This window comes from Chitinophaga sp., from assembly GCF_036569185.1.
Classification (GTDB): Bacteria; Bacteroidota; Bacteroidia; order Chitinophagales; family Chitinophagaceae; genus Chitinophaga.
Window position 1 is genome coordinate 1 of record NZ_DATCRD010000401.1, and the last position, 22,744, is coordinate 22,744.

Annotated in this window: 18 protein-coding genes; 7 read left to right on the plus strand and 11 right to left on the minus strand. The window is 47.7% G+C overall.

The annotated features are described in order from the left end of the window. Together VIM72_RS30145 and VIM72_RS30150 are read right to left on the minus strand one after the other, a co-directional pair. Positions 1-2,057, minus strand: a 2,057-nt coding sequence (locus VIM72_RS30145) for a carboxy terminal-processing peptidase (protein WP_332006513.1), incomplete at its 3' end; no start/stop codon positions are given. 250 nt (positions 2,058-2,307) lie between these two features. Next, positions 2,308-3,537: a PQQ-dependent sugar dehydrogenase gene (locus tag VIM72_RS30150; protein WP_332006514.1), complete on the minus strand. Its 1,230-nt coding sequence runs from the start codon at positions 3,535-3,537 to the stop codon at positions 2,308-2,310. 142 nt (positions 3,538-3,679) lie between these two features. Between VIM72_RS30150 and VIM72_RS30155 the strand changes: the two genes are divergently transcribed. Further along, on the plus strand, positions 3,680-4,936 hold the full coding sequence (locus VIM72_RS30155; RefSeq protein WP_332006515.1) for an MFS transporter: 1,257 nt from the start codon (positions 3,680-3,682) through the stop codon (positions 4,934-4,936). A 41-nt stretch (positions 4,937-4,977) separates the two neighbouring features. On the opposite strand, the gene VIM72_RS30160 is transcribed toward VIM72_RS30155, so the two are convergent. After that, positions 4,978-5,472, minus strand: a complete 495-nt coding sequence (locus VIM72_RS30160; RefSeq protein ID WP_332006516.1) for a YkgJ family cysteine cluster protein — start codon at positions 5,470-5,472, stop codon at positions 4,978-4,980. Positions 5,473-5,636: 164 nt separating this feature from the next. Here VIM72_RS30160 and gcvP point away from each other — a divergent pair, with 164 nt between their 5' ends. Next, entirely contained in the window at positions 5,637-8,498 is a 2,862-nt protein-coding gene (gene gcvP, locus VIM72_RS30165; protein WP_332006517.1) for an aminomethyl-transferring glycine dehydrogenase, read from the plus strand. Between the two features lie 71 nt (positions 8,499-8,569). On the opposite strand, the gene VIM72_RS30170 is transcribed toward gcvP, so the two are convergent. After that, positions 8,570-9,826, minus strand: coding sequence for an ectonucleotide pyrophosphatase/phosphodiesterase (locus VIM72_RS30170; protein WP_332006518.1), 1,257 nt, complete (start codon positions 9,824-9,826; stop codon positions 8,570-8,572). A 315-nt stretch (positions 9,827-10,141) separates the two neighbouring features. On the opposite strand from VIM72_RS30170, the gene VIM72_RS30175 reads away from it, so the two are divergent. From VIM72_RS30175 to VIM72_RS30195, 5 genes are all read left to right on the plus strand, one after another. Next, positions 10,142-10,654: a hypothetical protein gene (locus VIM72_RS30175; RefSeq protein ID WP_332006519.1), complete on the plus strand. Its 513-nt coding sequence runs from the start codon at positions 10,142-10,144 to the stop codon at positions 10,652-10,654. A 235-nt stretch (positions 10,655-10,889) separates the two neighbouring features. After that, a complete protein-coding gene (locus tag VIM72_RS30180) occupies positions 10,890-11,816 on the plus strand; it encodes a hypothetical protein (RefSeq protein ID WP_332006520.1) in 927 nt (308 codons plus the stop codon). A gap of 49 nt (positions 11,817-11,865) precedes the next feature. Beyond that, entirely contained in the window at positions 11,866-12,216 is a 351-nt protein-coding gene (locus VIM72_RS30185) for an MmcQ/YjbR family DNA-binding protein (protein ID WP_142686260.1), read from the plus strand. Between the two features lie 80 nt (positions 12,217-12,296). Beyond that, positions 12,297-14,189, plus strand: a complete 1,893-nt coding sequence (locus VIM72_RS30190; protein ID WP_332006521.1) for a CocE/NonD family hydrolase — start codon at positions 12,297-12,299, stop codon at positions 14,187-14,189. A 153-nt stretch (positions 14,190-14,342) separates the two neighbouring features. Continuing rightward, positions 14,343-15,059, plus strand: coding sequence for an FKBP-type peptidyl-prolyl cis-trans isomerase (locus VIM72_RS30195; protein WP_209862379.1), 717 nt, complete (start codon positions 14,343-14,345; stop codon positions 15,057-15,059). A 233-nt stretch (positions 15,060-15,292) separates the two neighbouring features. Here the strand turns inward: VIM72_RS30195 and VIM72_RS30200 are convergent, their stop codons facing one another. From VIM72_RS30200 to VIM72_RS30230, 7 genes are all read right to left on the minus strand, one after another. Continuing rightward, a complete protein-coding gene (locus tag VIM72_RS30200) occupies positions 15,293-16,294 on the minus strand; it encodes a chorismate synthase (protein ID WP_332006522.1) in 1,002 nt (333 codons plus the stop codon). Positions 16,295-16,316: 22 nt separating this feature from the next. Further along, complete coding sequence (gene aroA / locus VIM72_RS30205; protein ID WP_332006523.1) at positions 16,317-17,579, minus strand: 3-phosphoshikimate 1-carboxyvinyltransferase; 1,263 nt, start codon at positions 17,577-17,579, stop codon at positions 16,317-16,319. A 39-nt stretch (positions 17,580-17,618) separates the two neighbouring features. After that, complete coding sequence (gene aroB / locus VIM72_RS30210) at positions 17,619-18,644, minus strand: 3-dehydroquinate synthase (RefSeq protein ID WP_332006524.1); 1,026 nt, start codon at positions 18,642-18,644, stop codon at positions 17,619-17,621. Between the two features lie 74 nt (positions 18,645-18,718). Further along, on the minus strand, positions 18,719-19,810 hold the full coding sequence (locus tag VIM72_RS30215; protein WP_332006525.1) for a chorismate mutase: 1,092 nt from the start codon (positions 19,808-19,810) through the stop codon (positions 18,719-18,721). A 45-nt stretch (positions 19,811-19,855) separates the two neighbouring features. Then, complete coding sequence (locus tag VIM72_RS30220; RefSeq protein WP_332006526.1) at positions 19,856-20,698, minus strand: prephenate dehydrogenase; 843 nt, start codon at positions 20,696-20,698, stop codon at positions 19,856-19,858. Continuing rightward, entirely contained in the window at positions 20,695-21,858 is a 1,164-nt protein-coding gene (locus VIM72_RS30225; RefSeq protein WP_332006527.1) for a pyridoxal phosphate-dependent aminotransferase, read from the minus strand. The genes VIM72_RS30220 and VIM72_RS30225 overlap by 4 nt, the downstream gene beginning before the upstream one ends. Before the next feature lie 8 nt (positions 21,859-21,866). Next, positions 21,867-22,691, minus strand: a complete 825-nt coding sequence (locus VIM72_RS30230; protein WP_332006528.1) for a prephenate dehydratase — start codon at positions 22,689-22,691, stop codon at positions 21,867-21,869. Positions 22,692-22,744 lie beyond the last annotated feature (53 nt).

A 22,744-nucleotide genomic window follows, 5' to 3' on the forward strand; every position in this document is an offset into this window, starting at 1 on the left:
GCTTCATCGAGATAGATGTCTTTGGTTCTGATCTTGATCCAGTCCTTGTTACGGGCAATCTTGGATGAGTCGCTGCCAAATTTCTCCATATCGGATTTGATGTTTACAATATTGAGCTCTTTCACTTTATCATTTACTGCATCATATTTCTTGAGTGCAGCAGTGTTTGTTTTCTGCTCTGATTTATAGGTCTGCAGGTTCAATGAATAAGTTTCCTGTTTTTCCAGCTTCTTTAAAGTGTTCAGGTTCTCGTTGAGCAACTTGAAAGCAGGGCTGGTAGCCATTCTTTTTTCACTGCTCTTTTTCAGTGATTCTGTGTTTACCGGGTTATACCATGCGGTGAAGCTTGCACGGGGAATTTCGTCCCATGCCAGGGCATCGGAGTCTTTACGTTCGGCAACTTCGTAGTATGGGTCTGGCAGTACAATATCGGAGGCTACACCTTTCAACTGGGTAGAACCGCCGTTGGCGCGGTAGAACTTCTGCTGTGTAAGTTTCAGGGCGCCGAGGCTGCCACCGTCTTTTACCGGGTAGAAGTCGTCCAGGTTGAAGAGGCGCTGAACAGTACCTTTACCAAATGTTTGGGTGCTGCCAATGATCACAGCGCGCTTGTAATCCTGCATGGCTGCGGCCATGATTTCAGAAGCGGAAGCGCTGTATTCGTTTACCATGATAGCCAGCGGGCCGTCATATTGTACATTCTTATCGCGGTCGCGCAACACTACAGCATCGCCGCCACGGGAGCGCACCTGTACCACGGGGCCTTCCGGAATGAACAGGCCGGCCATCTGCACTACATCCTGGAGGGAGCCGCCACCGTTAAAGCGGAGGTCGAGGATGATACCTTCTACATTCTCTGCTTTCAGTTTAGCCACTTCTTTGGCAACGTCTTCCGCACTGCGGGCGCCGTTGCGGTCGTTGAAGTCGGCGTAAAATTCAGGCAGGTAGATATAGCCTATTTTATGCTGACCGTTGATGATCGCTGATTTGGCAAATGTTTCTTCAGTAACAATTTCATCACGCACGATAGTGATATCTTTCGTAGTACCATCCACGCTTTTCACAGTCAGTTTTACGGGAGTGCCTTTTTTACCACGGATCAGTTTCACCGCATCTTCCACAGGGTAACCGGTAATATCCACCGGTTCTGCATTTCCCTGGGCCACTTTCTGGATCACATCATTGGCTTTGAGCTGTCCTTGTTTCCAACTGGGGCTTCCGGTTACAATGCTTACCACGCGGATCTTGTCGCCTTCTTCTTTTAGCTGGGCGCCAATACCAAAGAATTTACCAGCCATCTGCTCTTCGAACGCGCGTTTTTCATCCGGCGGGAAGTAGTCGGTATGCGGATCCATAGTAGTGGTGATCGCATTTACATAAAGGTTAAAGCGATCATTATCGTTCTGCCTGTTTTTCAGGCGCTCAAAATAGCGGTCGTACAGTTGTTTCACCTTTGTGCGGGCTTCTGCTTCCAGTTCCACATCGGTTTTGGCTTTCACACTGTCTTTGCCTTTATCTTTTTCTCTCATTTCCTGGAGATCTGTCAGTTTCTCCAGTGTGCGGTACTTCAATACTTTACGCCAGGACTCCTTTCGGGCATTCTCATCTGCCGGATAGTCCAGCTTATCAGGATCCAGGGTTACCTTTTCATCCACTGTAAAATCAAAAGGTTTGGAGAGAATTTCCGGGTAAATGGCTGCCGCCTCGGCCACCCTTTGTTTGATCAGGGCGTTGATGCTGCGGAAACAGTCGATCGGCGCGCCTTTCAGCTCATCATCAATATGAACGGAGAGGGGCATCAGTTTGTCCACATCTGTTTTCAGGAAAAATTTCTTTTCCGTATCCAGGCTACGTAAGTATTTATTAAAAACTTCGGTGGAGAATTTATCATCTATTGCTTTGGGTTGGTAATGCCCTTCTTTCAGCATCTGGCCCACCAGGTTCATGATCACTTCATAACGACCGGGAGGATCGTCATTATGTCCGAGCTTATTAAAAGCCAACACGCCTGCGGAGATGCTAAGCAGCACAACCGGTATAATCACTTTCAGTCTCATATGTATCTCAATTGAACTTAAACGTTGTCAAATCAAATATAAAATAAAATCACCCGTTGGTTGAGCAATTTATTTCCTTTTAACAAAAAATTGGGCCAAACGGCCGCCGGGCGAGATACGTGGCTGAAAAGCGCTGCTTTTCCGGCTCGCTGCAGTACCTGTTTAACGTTCCCCTGTGGTGCGCCGTATCCGGATAAACCTCAAAGGGGCCTATAGTAAACGAATAAGATGCCAGGAATGTTGCCAATTATTACTCTTTTACCAGTTTGTACACTGCTCCTTTAAAACCGCTGCTGCCGGAAGTACTGGCAAGCATATAAAGCTCTCCCTGTTCATCTTCGCCCCAGCTGAGGATCTGGAGATTCTCTGCCGGACGGCCTGTGAGCTCCAGCGGAGCGCTGTCCCATTTTTTCCCGTTAGGTATGAGCAGGAAGGTTTTCCCGTTGTAATCGCCGAAAATATATAATCCTTTTAATCCCGGGATGGCACTGCCGCGGTATACATAGCCCCCGGTGATACTTATCCCCACATCGTGGCCATACTCGTGGATGGGTGCAATCAGCGACGACCTGTCGGTTCCTGCCGGCACGTTATAATCGTGGTTCCCTTCCAGGATACGCCAGCCATAGTTACCACCTTTGGTGATAATATCTACTTCTTCATATTTATTCTGTCCTACATCCCCGGCAAAAAGCATTTTGGTACTTTTATCGAACGAGAAGCGCCAGGGGTTACGAAGGCCATAGGCCCATATTTCAGGACGTGCACCGGGCCTGTTTACGAAAGGATTATCCGGCGGTATGGAATAGGGTGTTCCATTGACATTTATTCGTAATATCTTACCCAGTAAAGTATTGAGATCCTGTCCATTGCCGATGGAGCCGTGCTTGTCGCCGCCACCGCCGCCGTCGCCAAGACCTACATATAAATAGCCATCAGGCCCAAACTGCAGCTGGCCGCCATTGTGATTGGATTCCGGCTCATCTATTTCCAGGACGATCCTTCTGGATGCAGGATTGGCAAGGTTGGGATTATCCGCCCTGGTGGTGAATTCTACCAGGCGGCTGGTATGGTCGAAACCAGATTTTTTCGCAGGTGAACTGTAATACACATAAAATTTGTGGTTCGATTTAAAATCGGGATGAAAAGCCATCCCCAGCAGGCCGCGCTCATCATAGCCGGGGTTTACGGAAACCATATCGCCGCTTACATCCAGGAAAGGCGTGGGCAGCAGCTTGTTTTGCTGTACGATCCACACTTTTCCTTCTTTCTGACAAAAAAATAACCTGCCGCTGCCATCTCCCGGCACAGCCATGTTTACCGGAGATATAAACTGGTCGGTTACCAGCTGCAGCTTCGCTTTCCGGGCCGCAGGCTCCGGAGGCGCAGGGCTGTCATCTTTTGAACCGTTACCGGCGCAGGCAATCTGTATAAACAGTGCGGGTAATAAAGCACGGAAAATAAGGGTATGTATTTCCATAGAACTGCGGTATTAATGCAGAATAAATATAAACCAGAAAGCGGAAAGGGACGAATTGATTGTGGTGAGCGGTGAAGCGGATTGTTTCATATACTGCGGTAGCGTTTTGTGATTTTTGTACCTTCGTAAAAAACTCATCAGGTTGGACACTACGGTATCGAAAAAGAACGACCCATACGCTTCGCTACGCTTTCCGGAATTCAATTATTACCTGGTAATCCGCTTTGCGCTTGTATTTGCGCTGGCTATGCAATTTGCCATCATAGAATGGAAGGTATATGAAATTTCCAAAGATCCTTTCTCACTGGGACTGATAGGTTTGGCAGAAGTAATTCCTGCCGTGCTACTGGCCCCTTTTGCAGGGCACATGGTAGATAAAAGGGAGAAACGGGGCATGCTTCTCAAATGTGTGATTGCCTATCTTTTTATCAGTTCGGGGCTGTTCCTTCTAACCTGGGATAGCGCAGTGGCGGGCATTTCAAAGCACTGGGTACTTAACCTTATTTACCTGCTGGTTTTCACGGGCGGCATTGTACGCGCCTATACAAGCCCTTCCACCTTTACCCTGATGTCGTTGCTGGTACCCCGGGAGCTTTACGCCAACGCCTCTACGTGGAGCAGTTCCGCCTGGCAGATAGGAGGGGTGCTGGGTCCGGCGCTGGGTGGACTTTTTATACACTGGTTCGGTGTTCACTGGTCTATGCTGATAGTAGTATTTATTTTCCTGGCTCCTTTATACAGTTTATTACAGATAAAACCCAAACCTGTTTATTACAAACCGAAAGGGGAAAGCTTTGTGGCCGGCCTTACAGAAGGGATGCGGTTTGTATGGAAAACGAAAGTGGTATTGAACGCCATGGCGCTGGATATGTTTGCTGTATTGTTTGGCGGGGCAGTAGCCATGTTGCCTGCATTTGCTACAGATGTACTGCATGTGGGCTCCCTGGGATACGGGCTGCTGCGCTCTGCGCCGGCAGTAGGCGCATTAGTAACCATGTTCATCCTGGCGCACCGGCCTTTGGTCAATAAACCCGGTATCAAACTGCTGGCAGCGGTGTTTGGTTTTGGTTTAACCATTATCGGGTTCGGTCTTTCCACCAGCTTTTACCTGTCGATGTTTGCATTGCTGATCAGTGGCGCGCTGGACGGCATCAGTGTAATTATCCGTCAAACGATCCTGCAGTTAAAAACCCCGGATGATATGCGGGGACGGGTGGCGTCTGTAAGCTCCATGTTCGTGGGATCTTCCAATGAGCTGGGTGCTTTTGAAAGCGGCTTTATGGCCAGGGCCATAGGTTTGGTGCCATCTGTTGTATTTGGGGGATGTGTTACTTTGGGGGTGGTGGTCACCACTTATATTATTTCACCGGCTATGCGTAAGCTGGATCTGAAACCGTAGCAGGCGGCGGTTAGCGCTTTCCGGCTAACCGCCTGCAGTATTTACAGGTCCATCTTTTCCTTTAACCTTTCCAGCACATAATAAACGGCCGGGCAAACGGTACTGTTTTCGTAGGTGATCTTCGGGCGTTTGAAGAAATCATAGCTGTCTGTATAAGGATAGTTGGCACAATCACCCGGGCGTACATCATAGATCCCACAGTAGTTATCATCGCCCAGGAAAGGGCATGGCGTGAACTTCACCACATAATCCTCATCCTTGTCGATCCGTAAGTAAGTATCAATAAACTCTCCTTCCTTCATCCCCAGGTGTTTGGAGATGCGCCGGATATCGGGGCCTTTGAACCGGGGGCTGATGGTTTTGCAGCAATTACCGCATTCGAGGCAGTCTATTTTACTGAAGGCTTCTTCATGCAGGTCGGGCAACAGCTTCTCTACGCCTTTTCCACGGCGGGTTTGCAGTTTTGCGAGGAACTGTTTATTGGCTTTTTGCTTATCCTGGGCCTTCTGTTGCCAGTCTTCTAATATTTTACTCATTTGATGCAAAGATAGGTAAATAGTCGGTGGACAAAATTATGACACAGGCATAGTTTTGTGACAGATCATTTATCACCGTTTTCCCCCGCCAGCGCTGATTGTTTGGCCGTTGCTTAAAATCTGCATAGCTTTGCGCATTCTATTTCAAATTACCTGCTTACATCATGAATCTTTTTGATATTCAACAAAATGAATTCGTGCACCGTCACATAGGGCCGAATGAAAGAGAGACCAACCAGATGCTGGAAACCATCGGGGCCTCCAACCTGGACCAGCTGATCAGCAAAACCGTTCCGGGCGCCATCCGTATGCAGCAGCCATTAGCTATTCCAGCTGCGATGAGTGAAAGTGATTATCTCCGCCATCTGAAGGAAGTGTCGCTGAAAAACAAAGTATACCGCAACTATATTGGCCAGGGTTACTTTGACACCATTACCCCAAGCGTTATTCTGCGTAATGTATTTGAGAACCCGGGATGGTATACACAGTATACTCCTTACCAGGCAGAAATTTCCCAGGGCCGCCTGGAAAGTTTACTGAACTACCAGACCATGGTGTGCGACCTGACCGGCCTGCCCATTGCCAATGCCTCCCTCCTGGATGAAGCCACTGCCGCTGCGGAAGCCATGACCATGTTCTTCAATGCCCTGAACAAAGATCATGACCATGTAACCAGGCCTAAGTTTTTTGTAGATAAGAATGTATATCCGCAAACGCTGGATGTGATTTATACCCGCGCTACCCCGCTTCACATCGAAGTAATAGTAGGCGATTACAAAACCGCCACCTTTGACGAATTATACTTTGGCGCGCTGATCCAGTATCCCGACAACGTGGGCGCTGCGGCTGATTACCGTGCTTTCATCGACCAGGTACATGCAGTAGGTGCATTTGTGGGCGTAGCTACCGACCTGCTGGCATTAACGCTCCTCACCTCTCCCGGTGATATGGGCGCAGATGCAGCCTTTGGATCTGCACAACGTTTTGGTGTTCCATTGGGCTTTGGTGGTCCGCATGCTGCTTTCTTTGCCGTGAAAGACGATTTTAAACGCTCTATCCCCGGGCGTATCATTGGCGTGAGCATTGATGCCAACGGCGGCCGTGCGCTGCGTATGGCACTGCAAACCCGTGAACAGCACATCAAACGTGAAAAAGCAACTTCCAATATCTGTACCGCACAGGCATTGCTGGCTAATATGGCCGCTATGTACGCTGTATACCACGGTCCGGAAGGCCTGAAAAATATTGCCACCCGTATTTCCCTGCTCGCCAATACACTGGCAGGCAAGCTGAAAGCAAAAGGCCTGAAGCTGGCATCCGACAGCTTCTTCGATACCATTGTAGTAGAAGCCGCCGATGTAAAAGACGCTGCAGAAGCAATGGGCATTAACTTCCGCTACTTCGCCAATGGCCATGTAGGTATTTCTCTCGATGAAACCACTACCATTGCCGATGTAAACGACATCCTGCACATATTTGGCGCAGGTACCACAGACGCAGCAGCCGTTTCCAGCGGTACCACCGGTATCCCTGCTGATCTGCAACGTACCTCCCCTTACCTGCAATACCCGGTATTTAACAGCTATCACAGCGAATCGCTGATGATGCGTTACCTGAAGATGCTCGAGAACAAGGATCTTTCCCTGAACACCTCCATGATATCACTGGGTTCCTGCACTATGAAGCTCAACGCCGCCACCGAAATGATTCCCCTGAGCTGGGCGCACTGGAGCAAAATGCACCCGTTTGCACCTAAAAACCAGGTAGGCGGCTACTTACAGATGGCAGAGGAACTGGGCGAATACCTCAGCAAAATTACCGGCTTTGATGCCTGCAGTCTGCAACCCAACAGTGGTGCGCAAGGCGAATACGCAGGTCTGCTGGTGATCCGCGAATACCAGAAGAGCAAAGGCGAAGGCCACCGCAATGTAATGCTGATCCCGATCAGCGCACACGGCACCAACCCTGCATCTGCAGTGATGGCGGGCTTTAAGGTGGTGATTGTAAAAGCACTGGAAAACGGCTACATCGACGTAGATGACCTGAAAGCCAAAGCAGCGGCACATAGTAAAGACCTGGCCGGTATCATGATCACTTATCCGTCGACTTACGGCGTATATGAAGAAAGTGTGAAAGAGATCTGCGCTACTATACACGAGCACGGTGGACAGGTATACATGGACGGCGCCAATATGAATGCCCAGGTAGGCTTAACCGCACCCGGACTGATTGGCGCAGATGTTTGCCACCTGAACCTGCACAAAACCTTCGCCATTCCTCATGGTGGCGGTGGTCCCGGCATGGGCCCTATCTGCGTAGCCAAACACCTGGCCCCATTCCTGCCCGGACACGTTACACTGAACGATGGAAAGCCTTCTAACGCCCTATCTGCAGCGCCGTTTGGTTCCGCCAGCATCCTGCTGATCTCCTACGCTTACATTCGTATGCTTGGATTCAATGGCGTTAAACAAGCCTCCGAGTTCGCGATCCTGAATGCCAACTATATGAAAGCACGACTGGAAAAAGCGTATGATATCCTGTATACCGGTGTTAACGGCACCTGTGCGCACGAATTCATTGTAGACCTGCGTCCGTTTAAAGCAGCAGCCGGTATTGAAGCGGAAGATGTGGCCAAACGCCTGATGGACTATGGCTTCCACGCTCCTACCATGAGCTTCCCGGTTCCCGGCACTATTATGATCGAGCCTACTGAAAGTGAAGACAAAGGTGAACTGGACCGTTTCTGCGACGCACTGCTGGCTATCCGTGAAGAGATCCGTGCAGTAGAACAGGGCCTGAGCGATAAACAGAATAACGTACTGAAAAATGCACCGCATACCCAGCAGGTGATCACCGCCGATGAATGGACCCGTCCATACAGCCGTCAGCAGGCAGCATTCCCGCTGGAATATGTGAAAGCAAATAAATTCTGGCCTTCTGTAAGCCGTATCAATAATACGTTCGGCGACAGGAACCTGATCTGTACCTGCGAACCTGCAAGTGCATATGAGGAAGCAGCTGTATAGGCTGTTGGTTTGATATAAAAAGAGCGAAGGGGACAGATCATATATCTGTCCCCTTCGCTCTTTTGTATTGATTATAAAGGTTGTAAAACAGGTTCCAATACCTCCAGGCGGCCATCTATAGGCTGCGTAATATCAAGACCTAATATTCTTGCTACTAACGGGTATACATGTACGTTTTCAAATGTGGCAATACGGGTATGCGCTTTAAAGGCCGGCCCCCAGGCCATGAATATGGCGTTCATATTGGTGAGGTTATTATCGTACCCGTGATGACCGGGATGCACCATTTTTCCATTTGCAAAAGTATAGCCGGCTTCCGCCAGCAGAATGATATCGCCAATACGGTTATAAATATCCTCCTGGCCATAATGCCATCTTTCCGGCGTTTCTTTTTTCAGGTAAGCGGTGTAATGATGCTGGTGTTGTTTGAGATAATCATATGCTGCTTTAATTTCCTCGTCTGTTTTTCCATACAACATCACCTTTTCATTACCCACTATGCTTTTCAGCGGTTGCAGCACGGGAACGTCCGGCAGCGCGATGGTGTTGGTAGTATCTGCCTGCAGCATACCATGATCTGATACCACGATAAAGTTTACCGGCAGGTTTAGTTTCGCCACTTCCGTCACCATTTTTCCGATGGCAGCATCAACAAATTGTACGGCATTCCGTACACTGTCGCTGTCCGGCCCCCAGGAATGCCCTATATGATCCACTTCAGGAAAATAGAAGGTAATGAGGTGCGGGCGCTGGTCTTCCGGCAACCGAAGCCAGTTTATCACCTGTCCGATACGCTGATCAATACCCGTTTTTTCCTGGTACCTGAAGTAATAGGTAGGACGTATGTTCTGAATGGCGCTTTCTGAGCCTACCCAGAAATAACTGGCGCTGATCATCTGTTGTTTTTCCGCCAATACCCAAAGTGGTATACCGTTATACCAGGTGCCATCTTCCACTGCTTCGCGGTCATGTACCTTATAGATAGCATCGCGCTTACGGTCGTAAAAAACATTATCTACCAGGCCGTGATGAGCCGGGTAAAGACCTGTTGCCAGTGTATAATGATTAGGAAATGTAAGCGATGGAAAAGAAGGCTGCATAGCGGTAGCGCGCACACCCGCTCCAGATAAGCGCAGGAGTTGCTGTGCATTATATTTCTCCGCGTAATCATACCGGAAGCCATCGATGGAGATCATAATAACATAAGGCTTCGATTGTTGTGTGGCGCTATTTTTTCTGCCTTCCACCATCAGCTGGGCAGTATCCTGGGCATAGCCGGCCAGGCTAACTGCTAACAGGACTACGACTAATAAAAAAATCTTTCTCACTTTCTATAATATTAATGATAGCATGGTAATAAATGGGGAAGAATAACAGATGATGGGCTATAATGAGGGGCAAAATAGAAAACTATTTCCACACAAAACGATATTGCCTGATTATAAATGCGTTAAAAAAAGTGCTGCGCTGAGTAACTACAGCTATCCTATCTCCCAAATATGTAATAATATTTTAACAGATATCGCTATCAAATAGCCAGAAATAGGCAAATTGATAATCACAAGACAAAAAATTATATATATAATTTTAATTAATTGATTGTTTATCTATATATTAGCCTACTGAAAAACCATACAACAACTATGTCTGATTACACCTTTATTACTACTGAAGAACATTTTTTATTGCAGGATGCGCTGAAGAGGAACAAGCAACAGTTAACAAAATTCACCCTTATAGGTTTGGGATTGTTACTGATTGCTGCTGTGATACCGCAAATTTACCTGTATACCCACAACAGCCTGGGTGACGCGGATGATTCGCTCCTGTCGTTCAAAAACCTTTGGTTCTGGGTATGGCTGTTATGTTTTGTGATAGCATTGATATTTGCGTTGATAAAAGTAACAGACGTACGTTACTGGGCTATAAAAAAGGATCTTACCGCGTTGCAGAAAGCCACCTTACAGGCGCCGATGGAAGCGGTATACCTGGAAAACAACGACACCCAAACCAATATCATGATCCTGCTGGAAAATAAGAAGAAACGGCTGTTTTACTGGATGCGCGGGGCATTGGAAGGATACAGGGCCGGGCAGGAAGTAGAGATCACCTATGCCCGCTATTCGCGTGTAATCATCAGCATCAGTAAAAAATAATTTACTGCCTTTTTTGTTTTACATAGTCCTGTATGTTGTATAACGTACAGGACTATACGTTTTTAAAAACGATGGGGAAATTAATATAATGCGGCTAACTGCAGAGCTTTCTATCTTCCAGGATGGTGGCGCCCGGCCCCAGTACCCCATGACGCTGATAACCACTGGATAACTTAACGAAAAATACATCGCAAAGCATTCAATAAATTGCTGCTTTTAACGTTGTTATCCACATATGCGCTCATCCCTTCGATACCCACTGATAGCCCTGCTCCTTGGTACAGCCCTAACGCTGTTGATAACAGCGCCCGGCTGCCAGTGTAAAAAAGACAACACCGTTACTCCCCCTCCCCGGCCGGAGCCACCAAAAGATATTTACCTCGTTACCGCTATCCGTGTGAATAATGTGCCTAAAGACAGCCTCGTTTATAACGACAAGTACCAGGTTACAGAAAGATGGGATTACAATCCTTCCTATCGCATCTGGCAGAATTATATCACTTACCAATACAACCAGGAAGGATACTTGTCAATAGCAAAATATTATAATGAAAATGATAATACTGTAAAAAGCCTGAGCCAGAAAGATTCGCTGGTATGGAAACCCGCACAGCTGGTCACCTATACCACTTTTTACAGGGAGCTGGGTACAGCGATCTCTGGGTATGATACAGCCTACATACAGCTCACCACTGATCATCTGCCAACCCTGGCAGGCACCACTGACACACTTCAACTGGATCTTATACCAGCCATAGCAGTGCTGTATTTACAATATCTCTACCAGGGAAAAGATATCAGCCGGTTTACAGAAATGAATTATCTCCTTGTAAGATACGGTACACCAAACCTGATAACAAGCAGGTTCGATATGGCCTATAACCAGTTTGATAATCCACTGTTTGCACAGGTGGCCAAAAACCCCAACCTGTTCCGCGCCATTGCAAACGATAATTATCCTTTTTTCTCCAACGAATATTATCCTTATTTGGTTAGTGAACACCTGGTAAACAATATCAGGTACGAATCCGACAAAGTGACCGCCACCAGCAGCCCCGTTACCTACAAAATGCAGGATACCACTAACTTCCCGCAAATACAAACTATTCCAGGGTTGAATAAAACAATCAGCTACACCTATAAAATTATTAAAGCGGATTAGCAGAAATTTTCCAGACTTTTGTACCAGTTATCATCAATAATTATTGCTCATGAACCTGGCTCAATTTCAGGAATACTGCCTTTCCTTACCCGGCGTTACAGAAGAATTTCCTTTTGGAGATGAAACCCTTGTTTATAAAGTGAGTGGAAAAATGTTTGCCCTCAGCGGACTGGAAAATTTTGAAACTATTAACCTCAAATGTGACCCGGAAGAAGCCATCGAACTGCGGGAGCGTTATGAAGGCGTAATCCCCGGTTATCACATGAATAAAAAACACTGGAATACCATAGATGTACATTCCGGTATTCCCAATAAACTGCTGCTGGAATGGATCCGGAAATCATACGACCTGGTAGTAGCCAGTTTACCTAAAAAAGAAAGGGAAAAACTGGGCCGGTAACCCTTCCCCATATAGCTGCCGGCCATCCACTATTTTTTTACTACATTAGCCGGCATCTAATCTAAAAAAACAAACCGTTTATGAGAAAATGGCTGCTGCTGGCCTGCGCCGCGTTGTTTATAATTCCGGCTGCCTGTAAGGCTGTTAACCAGGATTCACTCTGGATGTATGAGCACTACACAAAAAAAGAAGTCTACATTACCATGCGCGATGGGGTTAAGTTATTTACCTCTATTTATCTTCCAAAAGATCAATCAGAGAAACATCCTATCCTGATGACGCGCACACCATACTCCTGCGCACCTTATGGCGAAAATGCCTTCCGCCCGCTTTATAAAAATCATTATAAAGAATACCTGAAAGAAGGCTACATCATGGTGATCCAGGATGTAAGAGGCACCTGGATGAGCGAAGGTAAATTTGTGAATGTAAGGCCATTTAACCCCGATAAAAAAGGAAAGAAAGATATTGACGAAGCCAGCGATACTTATGATACTATCGATTGGCTGGTAAAGAACCTTAACGGTAACAACGGCAATGTGGGCATCTTCGGTATTTCTTATCCCGGCTTCTACTCTACTATGGGTGCGCTGAGCGGCCATCCTGCGCTGAAAGCAGTAAGCCCCCAGGCGCCTGTTACGGATTGGTTTTTGGGAGATGATTTCCATCACAACGGTGCTTTCTTTATTGCAGACGCTTTTTCTTTCTATACCGTGTTTGATCACCCACATCCCAAACCCACTATGGAAGGGCCCAAGGGAATCGACTACTACACCCATGACAATTACAAATATTACCTGGAAACCGGCGCGCTTCCGAACTTTGCTAAAATTATCGGCGACAGCGTTACCTTCTGGCATGAAATGTACGCCCACCCTACTTACGACAGCTGGTGGAAAGCCCGTAATGTGCGCAACTTCCTGAACAACGTAAAACCAGCCATGCTGATAGTAGGCGGCGTATTTGACGCGGAAGACTGCTTCGGTGCATGGAATACCTATAAGGCTATTGAAACAAAAAGCCCGTCTACCAACAACCGCATTGTAATGGGACCATGGTACCATGGCCAGTGGGCTTCCAACGATGGTACCCACCTGGGTAATGTGCGCTTTGGCAGCAATACTGCCGAATACTACGCTCAAAATGTAGAAATTCCTTTCTTCAACTACTACCTCAAAGGCAAGGGCGCCGCACCGGATATCGCAGAAGCCACCATCTTCTTCACCGGCGAAAACAAATGGAAACAACTTCCCAAATGGCCTCCCGCAAATATGGAAGATGAACCGGTTTATTTACAGGAAAACGGCAGGCTGTCTTTTACCAAACCCACTGCTGCCAATAGCTTCAGCGAATACATAAGCGATCCTGCCAAACCCGTTCCGTATACGGAAGACGTACATTTTGGCCGTACCATCAACTATATGACCGACGATCAGCGCTTTGCCGCCCGCAGACCGGATGTTGCCGTATTTGAAAGCGAAGTGCTGGATAAAGATATTACCCTGGCCGGTCCGGTGGTGGCCGACCTGGTAGCCAGCACCAGCACCACTGACGCCGACTTTATCGTAAAAGTGATAGATGTATTTCCCGACGATTTCAAATATGAGGAAGATGCGCCAACCGAACACCGGCGGGTACCTTCCTCTACCTACCCGATGGGCGGCTACCAGATGCTGGTACGTGGAGAGATCATGCGTGGTAAGTTCCGCAACAGCTTCGAGAAACCGGAAGCGTTTGTTCCCAATCAACCTGCTGAAGTAAAATTCACTATGCCGGATGTGGCGCATACATTCCGGAAAGGGCACCGAATTATGATCCAGGTACAAAGCAGCTGGTTCCCCCTTACCGACCGCAACCCGCAGCAGTTTATGGATATCTACAAGGCTACTGATAAGGATTTTAAAAAGGCTACTATCCGCATCTATCATGATGCACAGCACCCATCCAATGTACTGCTGCCGGTAGTGAAATGATGATTTTCCCGGGATGATGCCAACGGTGGTATCATCCCGGGACTATTACCTCCACAGCTTGTTGATAAGCTTACCTGTGAAATATTATATTGATTAACTTGCATCATCTTAAAAAAGCCTTATTTTAACTAACACTTCTGTCAATTATTCATTATGTACAAAAAATACCTGTTCATAGGAGCCCTGGGATTCATATCCTTACAAGGTTTCAGTCAGGCTAAACCTGCACCTAAGAAGCCCGTGGCCAAAACAGCCGTTAAAGCCCCGGTATTAAAAAACAAGCTGGATTCCGTGAGCTATGGGATAGGCGTAAGCATCGCAGAAAATCTGAAAGCACAGGGACTGGAAAACATTAATCCTTCCCTCATGGCCAAGGCAGTACAGGATGCGTTGAAGAACCAGCCATTAACAATGACTAAAGAACAATGTGATATGAGTATAAGTAATTATTTACAGCAACTGAAGGCAGATAAAGCTGCCAAAAACCGGGAAGCAGGACTTAAATTCCTGGCGGAAAATAAAGTAAAACCGGGAGTGGTAACATTACCCGACGGGTTACAATACCAGATCCTGAAAGAAGGCAACGGGCCCAAACCCACTGCCGCAGATAAAGTAAAAACGCATTATCATGGTACTTTGATCGACGGTACAGTGTTCGATAGCTCTGTAGACAGGGGCCAACCTATTTCCTTCCCCGTAGGCGGCGTTATCAAAGGCTGGACAGAAGCCCTGCAGTTAATGCCTGTAGGTTCCAAATGGCGCCTTTTCATCCCATCCGAGCTGGCATACGGCGATCGTGGCGCAGGTCCTAAAATCGGTCCCGGCGCAGCGCTGATCTTCGACGTGGAGCTGCTGGCGATTGAACAATAGCGGTTTTGAGCGCCTTCGGCGCTGGTAAATTGTCTTGGAGCAGGATTACGCTGATTTTACTGATTAGCTTGATTTTTATTCTATAGATTTTTTTGATAATTAGAAAGGGAGATAAAAGCGAACATATCGCTTCTACCTCCCTTTCTCTTTTTATAATCCGGAAAATAAAATCAAACTAATCAGTAAAATCAGCGTAATCCTGCTCCAAGACAATTTACCAGCGCCGAAGGCGCTTACTTCGCTGAGAACACACGCGGCCGGCGTTGTTCCAGTAACAGGAAGTCGGCCAGCACCATAGCAGTTACTGCTTCCAGTACTACCGGCACGCGCAGCGCAATACAAAGATCGTGGCGGCCTTTCACACTAAAGGTTTCCACTTCCCCGCTTTTTATATTGAGGGTCTGTTGTTCCTTAGGCGTGCTGGACGTAGGCTTTACTGCGATACGGAATACCAGCGGATTACCATTGGAAATACCTCCTACTACACCTCCTGCATGATTGGAAGCTGTTTTGCCTGTTTTATCAATGATCGGATCATTATGCTCCAGTCCCTTCATTTTGGCAGCTGCAAAGCCAGCGCCAAATTCAATGCCCTTGATGGCAGGAATCGCAAAGACCGCATGTGCCAATGCGGATTCCAGTGAATCAAAGAAGGGCTCACCCAACCCGATTGGCAACCCGTTCACTACACATTCCACGATGCCGCCTACTGAATCTTTAGCTGCAATAGCCGCTTCCAGCCCGGCTTCCGGATCAGGGTTACCACCTACTTCCGTAATGGTGGCATTTACCTGGATCTGTTCTCCCAGGATCTTCTTCGCTATTACACCCGCCGCTACCAGGTTGAGGGTAAGCCTGCCGCTGAAATGCCCGCCGCCACGGTAATCTTCAAAGCCGCCGAATTTTTCGGTGGCTACAAAATCGGCATGACCCGGGCGCGGAAACTCACGCAGCTTTTCATAATCCGTACTACGGGTATTATTATTCTCAAAAAGAATGGTCAAAGGCGCACCGGTGGTGAAGTCGTTAAAAACGCCCGATTTAATAAAGGGCAGGTCTTCCTCCTTGCGGGGCGTAGTGCCCCTGGACCCGCCTTTGCGGCGCTCCAGGTCTGCCAGGAAATCTTCCTGTTTTAACGGTATACCTGCAGGTATACCATCTATATTTACGCCAACACTGGCGCCATGTGATTCTCCAAAAACGTTTACCCTGAATAATCTGCCAAAACTGTTCACACGCTGATGATTTAAAGTGAAATTATACGGTTACTGCCACCTTGCCGCCCAGCAATTCCAGGTGATCATAAAATTCCGGGTAGGATTTATTGATCGCTTCTGCATTGTCGATGATCACAGGGCCATCTGCTGTAAGCGCCGCTACTGCACAGGCCATGGCAATACGGTGGTCGTTATGTGAATGTACCTGGGCGCCTTTAATACCGGTGCCGCCATGTACCAGCATGATATCGCCTTCGAGATCTATTTTAATCCCCATCTTACCAAATTCCTCCTGTAATGTGATGCCACGGTCGCTTTCCTTATGAGCCAGGCGGCTCACGCCTTTAATTTTCGTAGTGCCGTTACAGTTAGCTGCCAGCGCTACCAGCGGAGGGAACAGGTCGGGGCAATCGGTAGCATCTATTTCAAAAGCATGCAACCCGCCCTTCTCTATATTTACGGTAAACACACCAGACATCAGGTGCGCGCCCGCTTTTTCCAATGCCTCAAGGATCGCTTTATCAGACTGGGCAGAAGAAGTATTAAGATGCTGCACTTCCGCCTTACCTGCTACCGCCGCTGCTACCAGCAGGAATGCGGCACCGCTCCAGTCGCCTTCCACCGTATAGTCGCAGGCGTTATACGCCTGTTTCTTTCCAAAATGGAATGTCTCAAAATTCTTTTCTTCCACCTGAACGCCAAAATGCGCCATCAGTTGAAGGGTTAACGCAATGTATGGTTTGCTCTTCAGATCCGTTACCGTAATGGTTACGTTTTCCGCCACAGCGCCGTAGGCCATAAGCAGGCCGGTGAGGAACTGTGAACTGAGAGAGCCATCAATAGTAATATCTTTTGGATGTAATGGTCCCTGGATATGAAGCGGTAACTTACCGCCATGGGTAGAACATTTCACATCCAGTTGAGGTAATACTTCTTCAAAAAAATCCATAGGGCGGGTAGTTAAGCTACCATGCCCTTCTATGGTAATAGGCAATGACGACAATGCTGCGATGGGCGTAAACATACGGATACCCAAACCCGATTCGCCGCAGTTGATTTCATCATAAAACGGCGCCACACCGTTACTGGTGATCTCAAAATATTCAGATTCCCGTTTGATTTTAGCACCCAGGTTCTCGGCTACTTCCAATGCTGCCAGGCAATCGTTGCTCAAGCCGGGATTACGGATAATGCTCTTTCCCTTTGCCAGCAAAGCCGCTGCTACAGCGCGTTGCATGGCGCTCTTAGAAGGATTGGCCGTAACCGTGCCTTTAATGATGGCTGGTGATACAGTAACTTGCATATGTATATTTCGTCTGCCTTTAATTAATTAGAAAAAAATTTACAATTCCTGCAGCAACAACTTCAGTTCTGCAATGGGAATGGGCATGGTGGTTGCTTTCCCGATCTCTTCCAGCAATACAAAATGTATTACATCTTTCTCCCTTTTTTTATCCAGTTTAAAGATGTCGAACACGGCCTCTTTATCAGAGCTGAACGCTACGGGCAGCTGGTAATCGCTGATCAGTTTTATCAGTCGTACCGTCTGATCTGCCGGCAGGTTCATCAGCTTCTCTGAAAAGCGGGTAGCGGCTACCATTCCTATAGCCACCGCATTTCCATGCGCAATATGCTCCAGCTTTTCCACTGCATGCCCCAGGGTATGGCCAAAGTTGAGCCACCTGCGGGGACCGTTCTCCAGCTCGTCTTCCAGCACCACTTTTGTTTTGGCCGCCACTGATTTTTCTACCAGGTATTGCAGCACTTCCACATCGCGGGCCAGCGCTTTTTCTTTGTTGTTTTCGAGATAATCAAACAGGGCGGCATCCATGATGCAGGCATATTTGATGATCTCTGCAAAACCGTTGTGCCACTCTTCTGCCGGCATTGTGAGCGGAAGGGCATAATCGAAGAAGATAAACTCCGGCTGGCGGATAATGCCCAGCAGGTTTTTCTGTTTACCATGGCTCACCCCGTTCTTTCCACCGATAGATGCGTCTACCTGCGCCAGTAAAGTAGTAGGTACAAAGCCAAAAGGAATTCCACGCATATAAATGCTGGCGGCAAATCCTGCCACATCGGTGAGCATTCCGCCACCAATGCCTACCAGCGTGGTTTTTCGGTCGGCTTCGTAAGATATCAGGCCATCGATGATCTTATCCACCGTTGCCATATTCTTTAACTCCTCCCCTGCCGGCACCACAATTTTTTTCCAGTTGTGCAGATGATGACCGTGATGGTATTCTACATTTTCATCTATTACCAGTACTGTTCTCTGACGGTTTACATGATTGCCCAACTCCATCAGGCTTGCTCCTAAAAAATAGGTGGTTTCCTGCTGTTGAAACTGGTGGGTTTGTATTTGCATGAAGCGGTTCGCTTTTGCTGTTAGGAAAACTACTGCCGGCTGTTGTTGGAGTCAGCAGCCGGCGGCTGATGTATCTACTTATCTTCGTTCATTACTTTGTTCTGGCGGTTGATGGATTCCAGGTGCACTGCATCGAAATATTTCACGATGAAGTCTTTGGTCAGACCCAGTTTCTCACCTTTGGCAACAGCGCGGTCCAGGATTTCATTCCAGCGGTTTGTTTGCAGGATGGTGATGTTATTTTCTTTCTTGTACACACCGATCTTTTCTGCAATCTTCATACGGTTGCCGAGCAGCAGCATGATTTCGTCATCCACCTGGTTGATCTGTGCGCGCAGTTTTTCCAGTGCAGAGTTAAAGTCTTTTTTATCGGAATGCTCTCTTCTCCAGGTGATACCATCGAGCAGTTCCGCCAGTTTTTCAGGAGTTACCTGTTGTTTGGCGTCGCTCCATGCGTTGTACGGATCAACATGTGTTTCCAGCATCAGGCCATCGTAATCGAGGTCAATTGCTTCCTGGGAAACTTCCTGTAGGATATCGCGGCGGCCGGAGATATGCGAAGGATCGCAGATCATAGGCAGTTCAGGCATACGGCGTTTCAGCTCAATAGCCAGGTGCCACATCGGTGCATTACGGTATTGAGTGTTACCATAGCTGGAGAAGCCACGGTGAATCAAACCTACTTTATTGATACCTGCTTTCTGGATTCTTTCCACAGCGCCGATCCACAGCTCCAGGTCAGGATTGATAGGATTCTTAATTAAAACGGTAGTGTCCACACCTCTCAGCGCATCAGCAACTTCCTGTACAGAGAAAGGATTTACAGTAGTACGTGCGCCTACCCACAGAATATCCACACCGAAATGCAGCGCGTCTTCCACCTGTTTGGCAGTAGCTACTTCCACAGCCAGCGGCAGGCCGGTAATTTCACGGGCTTTCTGTAGCCAGGCCAGGCCCTTTGTACCAATGCCCTCGAAAGAACCCGGACGGGTGCGGGGTTTCCAGATACCGGCGCGTAAAACGTCCACTTTACCTGTTTTCTGCAAAGCCAGCGCGGTGGCTAATACCTGCTCTTCGGTTTCTGCACTGCAGGGCCCGGAAATGATCAACGGCTTTTTATCGGAAGACGGATCGGAGAATTTGGTTTTAGATAAAATCTGTTCCATTGTCTGTACCATAGTATTGAAGTTAAGTAGATTATCAGAATTTAGTTATTTCAGGATCTTCCTGATTTTATTGGATTTTTGAATCAATTTGTAAAATGTTTCGTAGTCTTCATTCTCCAGCAATGTTTTCATTTGCTGTAACTGGCTGATATGTTCGTCCAGTACATCAAGCACATTGTTGCGGTTGTGTTTGAAGATAGGTACCCACATATCAGGAGAGCTTTTCGCCAAACGCACCGTGGATTCAAAACCACCGCTCGCCAGTTCGAAGATGCGTCCTGACTCTTTTTCTTTTTTCAGCACCGTTAATGCCAGTGCGAAAGAAGTAATATGGGAGATGTGGGATACATAGGCAGTGTGCAGGTCATGCTCTTCCGCATTCATGTATACCGTGCGCATCTGCAGCTGGTCTACCATATTTTCCACCAGTTCCAGGGCGTCCTCATCACTGTTTTTCACATCACAGAGCACCATTGTTTTATGTACGAAGAGATTGCGTACAGCGGCATCCGGCCCGGAATACTCCGTGCCGGCCATCGGATGGGCCGCCACAAAGCGTCCCCTGTTGGGATGACCGGCAACGAGTTGCAATATTTTTTCTTTGGTGGAGCCTACGTCCATAATTACCTGGCCAGGGCGCGCTTTATCCATAATGCCGGGAAGCGCCTGCAATACGGCATCCACCGGGATGGCCAGTATCACTAAGCCGGAGCGCTTCATGGCATCTTCCAGGGTGGCTGCTTCATCAATGATGTTCAGCTCCAGCGCCCGCTGCAGGTGCTCCTGGTTCTGATCCACTCCAATGATCCGCTCTGCCACGCCCTTTTCTTTCAGCGTGATAGCGAGCGAGCCGCCTATTAAACCTGTTCCTATTACTGTTACAATCATTTTACGTTGGTTTTGATACGTTCTATCGCCTCCTGGAAAACCTTCTCATCCTGGCAAAGACTCACCCTGATATAGCCGTTACCGTTACTGCCGAATATCCCTCCCGGGGTAATGAATACACGGGCCTTCTGCAGTATTTCATCAGTGAGCGTGTAGCCGTTTTCGTTAGTAGCAGGTATTTTCGCCCAAACGAACATGCCTACCTGGTTTTTATCGTAAGTGCAATGCAGCAGGTCAAGTAACTGAAACACCTTTTCCCTGCGCGCACGGTAAATTTTATTCAGATCATCGTACCACTCTTTTCCCAGCTGCAATGCCTTTACAGCGGCCATCTGCATTGGCTGGAACATACCGGAGTCCATATTGCTTTTGAAACGCAGCACCTGTGCAATCCAATCTGCTTTACCTACCAGCATGCCTATACGCCATCCGGCCATGTTAGACGATTTGCTGAGAGAGTTCAGTTCCAGCACCACATCTTTTGCTCCTTCAAACTGCAGCAAACTTTCGGGTTGTTCATTCAGGATGAAGCTGTACGGATTATCGTGGCAGATAAGAATGTTGTGTTGTCTGGCAAAAGCGATCAGCTTTGCGGCAAACTCCCTGTTTACTTTTGCACCGGTAGGCATATGGGGGTAATTTACCCACATCAGCTTCACCTTGCGCAGGTCTTTCTGCGCCAGTGCATCCAGGTCGGGCAGCCAGTTATTTTCTTCCGTCAGATCATAATCAACAACGGTAGCCCCGCTCAGGTTCACTGCAGACCGGTAGGTAGGGTAACCCGGGTTCGGGATCAGGGCCTCATCGCCTTCCTGCAGGTAAGTCATACAGATATGCATGATCCCTTCCTTGGAACCTATCAGCGGCAACACTTCCGTATCAGGGTTCAGCGTTACATTATAATAGCGCTGGTACCAGTCTGCCATCGCTTTACGCAGTGCCGGAATACCTTTATACCCCTGGTAATTATGCGTATTGGGCAGAGCGGCATTTTCGTTTAATGCAGCCACCACTGAAGGATGAGGAGGCAGATCCGGGCTTCCGATACCGAGGTTGATCACCCTGGTGCCGGTTTGGTTCATTTCCTCAATTTCCCTGAGCTTTTTGGAGAAGTAATATTCTTCTGTGCCTTGTAATCTTTTAGCAACCTGTATCTGCATAAAACTGATTAATGTGTTTTTCCTTTTTTATATATACCCAGCACTTTCAGGTGTTCGGTGAGCGATTCTATTTTCGATAACGCTTTTTCAAAATGAGCGGCGTTATCAAATTCCATATCAGCGTGGAAGTAGTAATTCCATTCCCTGGCAGGGATAGGGAACGATTGCAGCTTCGACAGGTTAATGCCGGCCACCGCAATCTGGGTAAGCACTTTGGCCAGGCTACCGCGGTCGTGGCTGGTTTGAAAATATACCGATGCTTTATTGGCGTCTTCCGGTGTGGCTATAGGCGTACGGGATACAGCCAGGAAACGGGTATAGTTATTTTTATTGGTGTGGATATTAGGCGCCACGATATCCAGTTCGAAGATCTCTGCAGCGAGTTTACCGGCAATGGCAGCCGTGCTTTTCAGCTTCTTCTGCCTTACATGTTTAGCGCTGAGGGCGGTATCTTCTGTTTCCACCAATTTGATATGCGGGTACTTTTCCAGGAAATCCATACACTGCAACAGGGCCATGGGGTGGGAATGTACTTCCCGGATGTCGTCCAGCGTTTGCCCCGGCAAAACCATCAGGTGCTGGTTGATCTGCAGGTAAATTTCACCGGTAATATGCAGGCCGGAGTTTTTAATAAGACTATAGTTGGGTAAAATGCTGCCGGCAATTGAGTTTTCAATGGCCATGATACCTGCATCCACATCGGGTTGCTGTTTGGCTTTTTTAACCAGCTCTGCAAAGGAGGCACAGCATTCTATTTCAGTTTGCTTACCGAAATACCCCTGGGCAGCTACCTGGTGAAAAGATCCTTCAAACCCCTGTATGGCAATTTTCATGTGTATGTGATTGATTTTATTTTGTTATAGTTGCTGTAGCAACTAGCTATTAA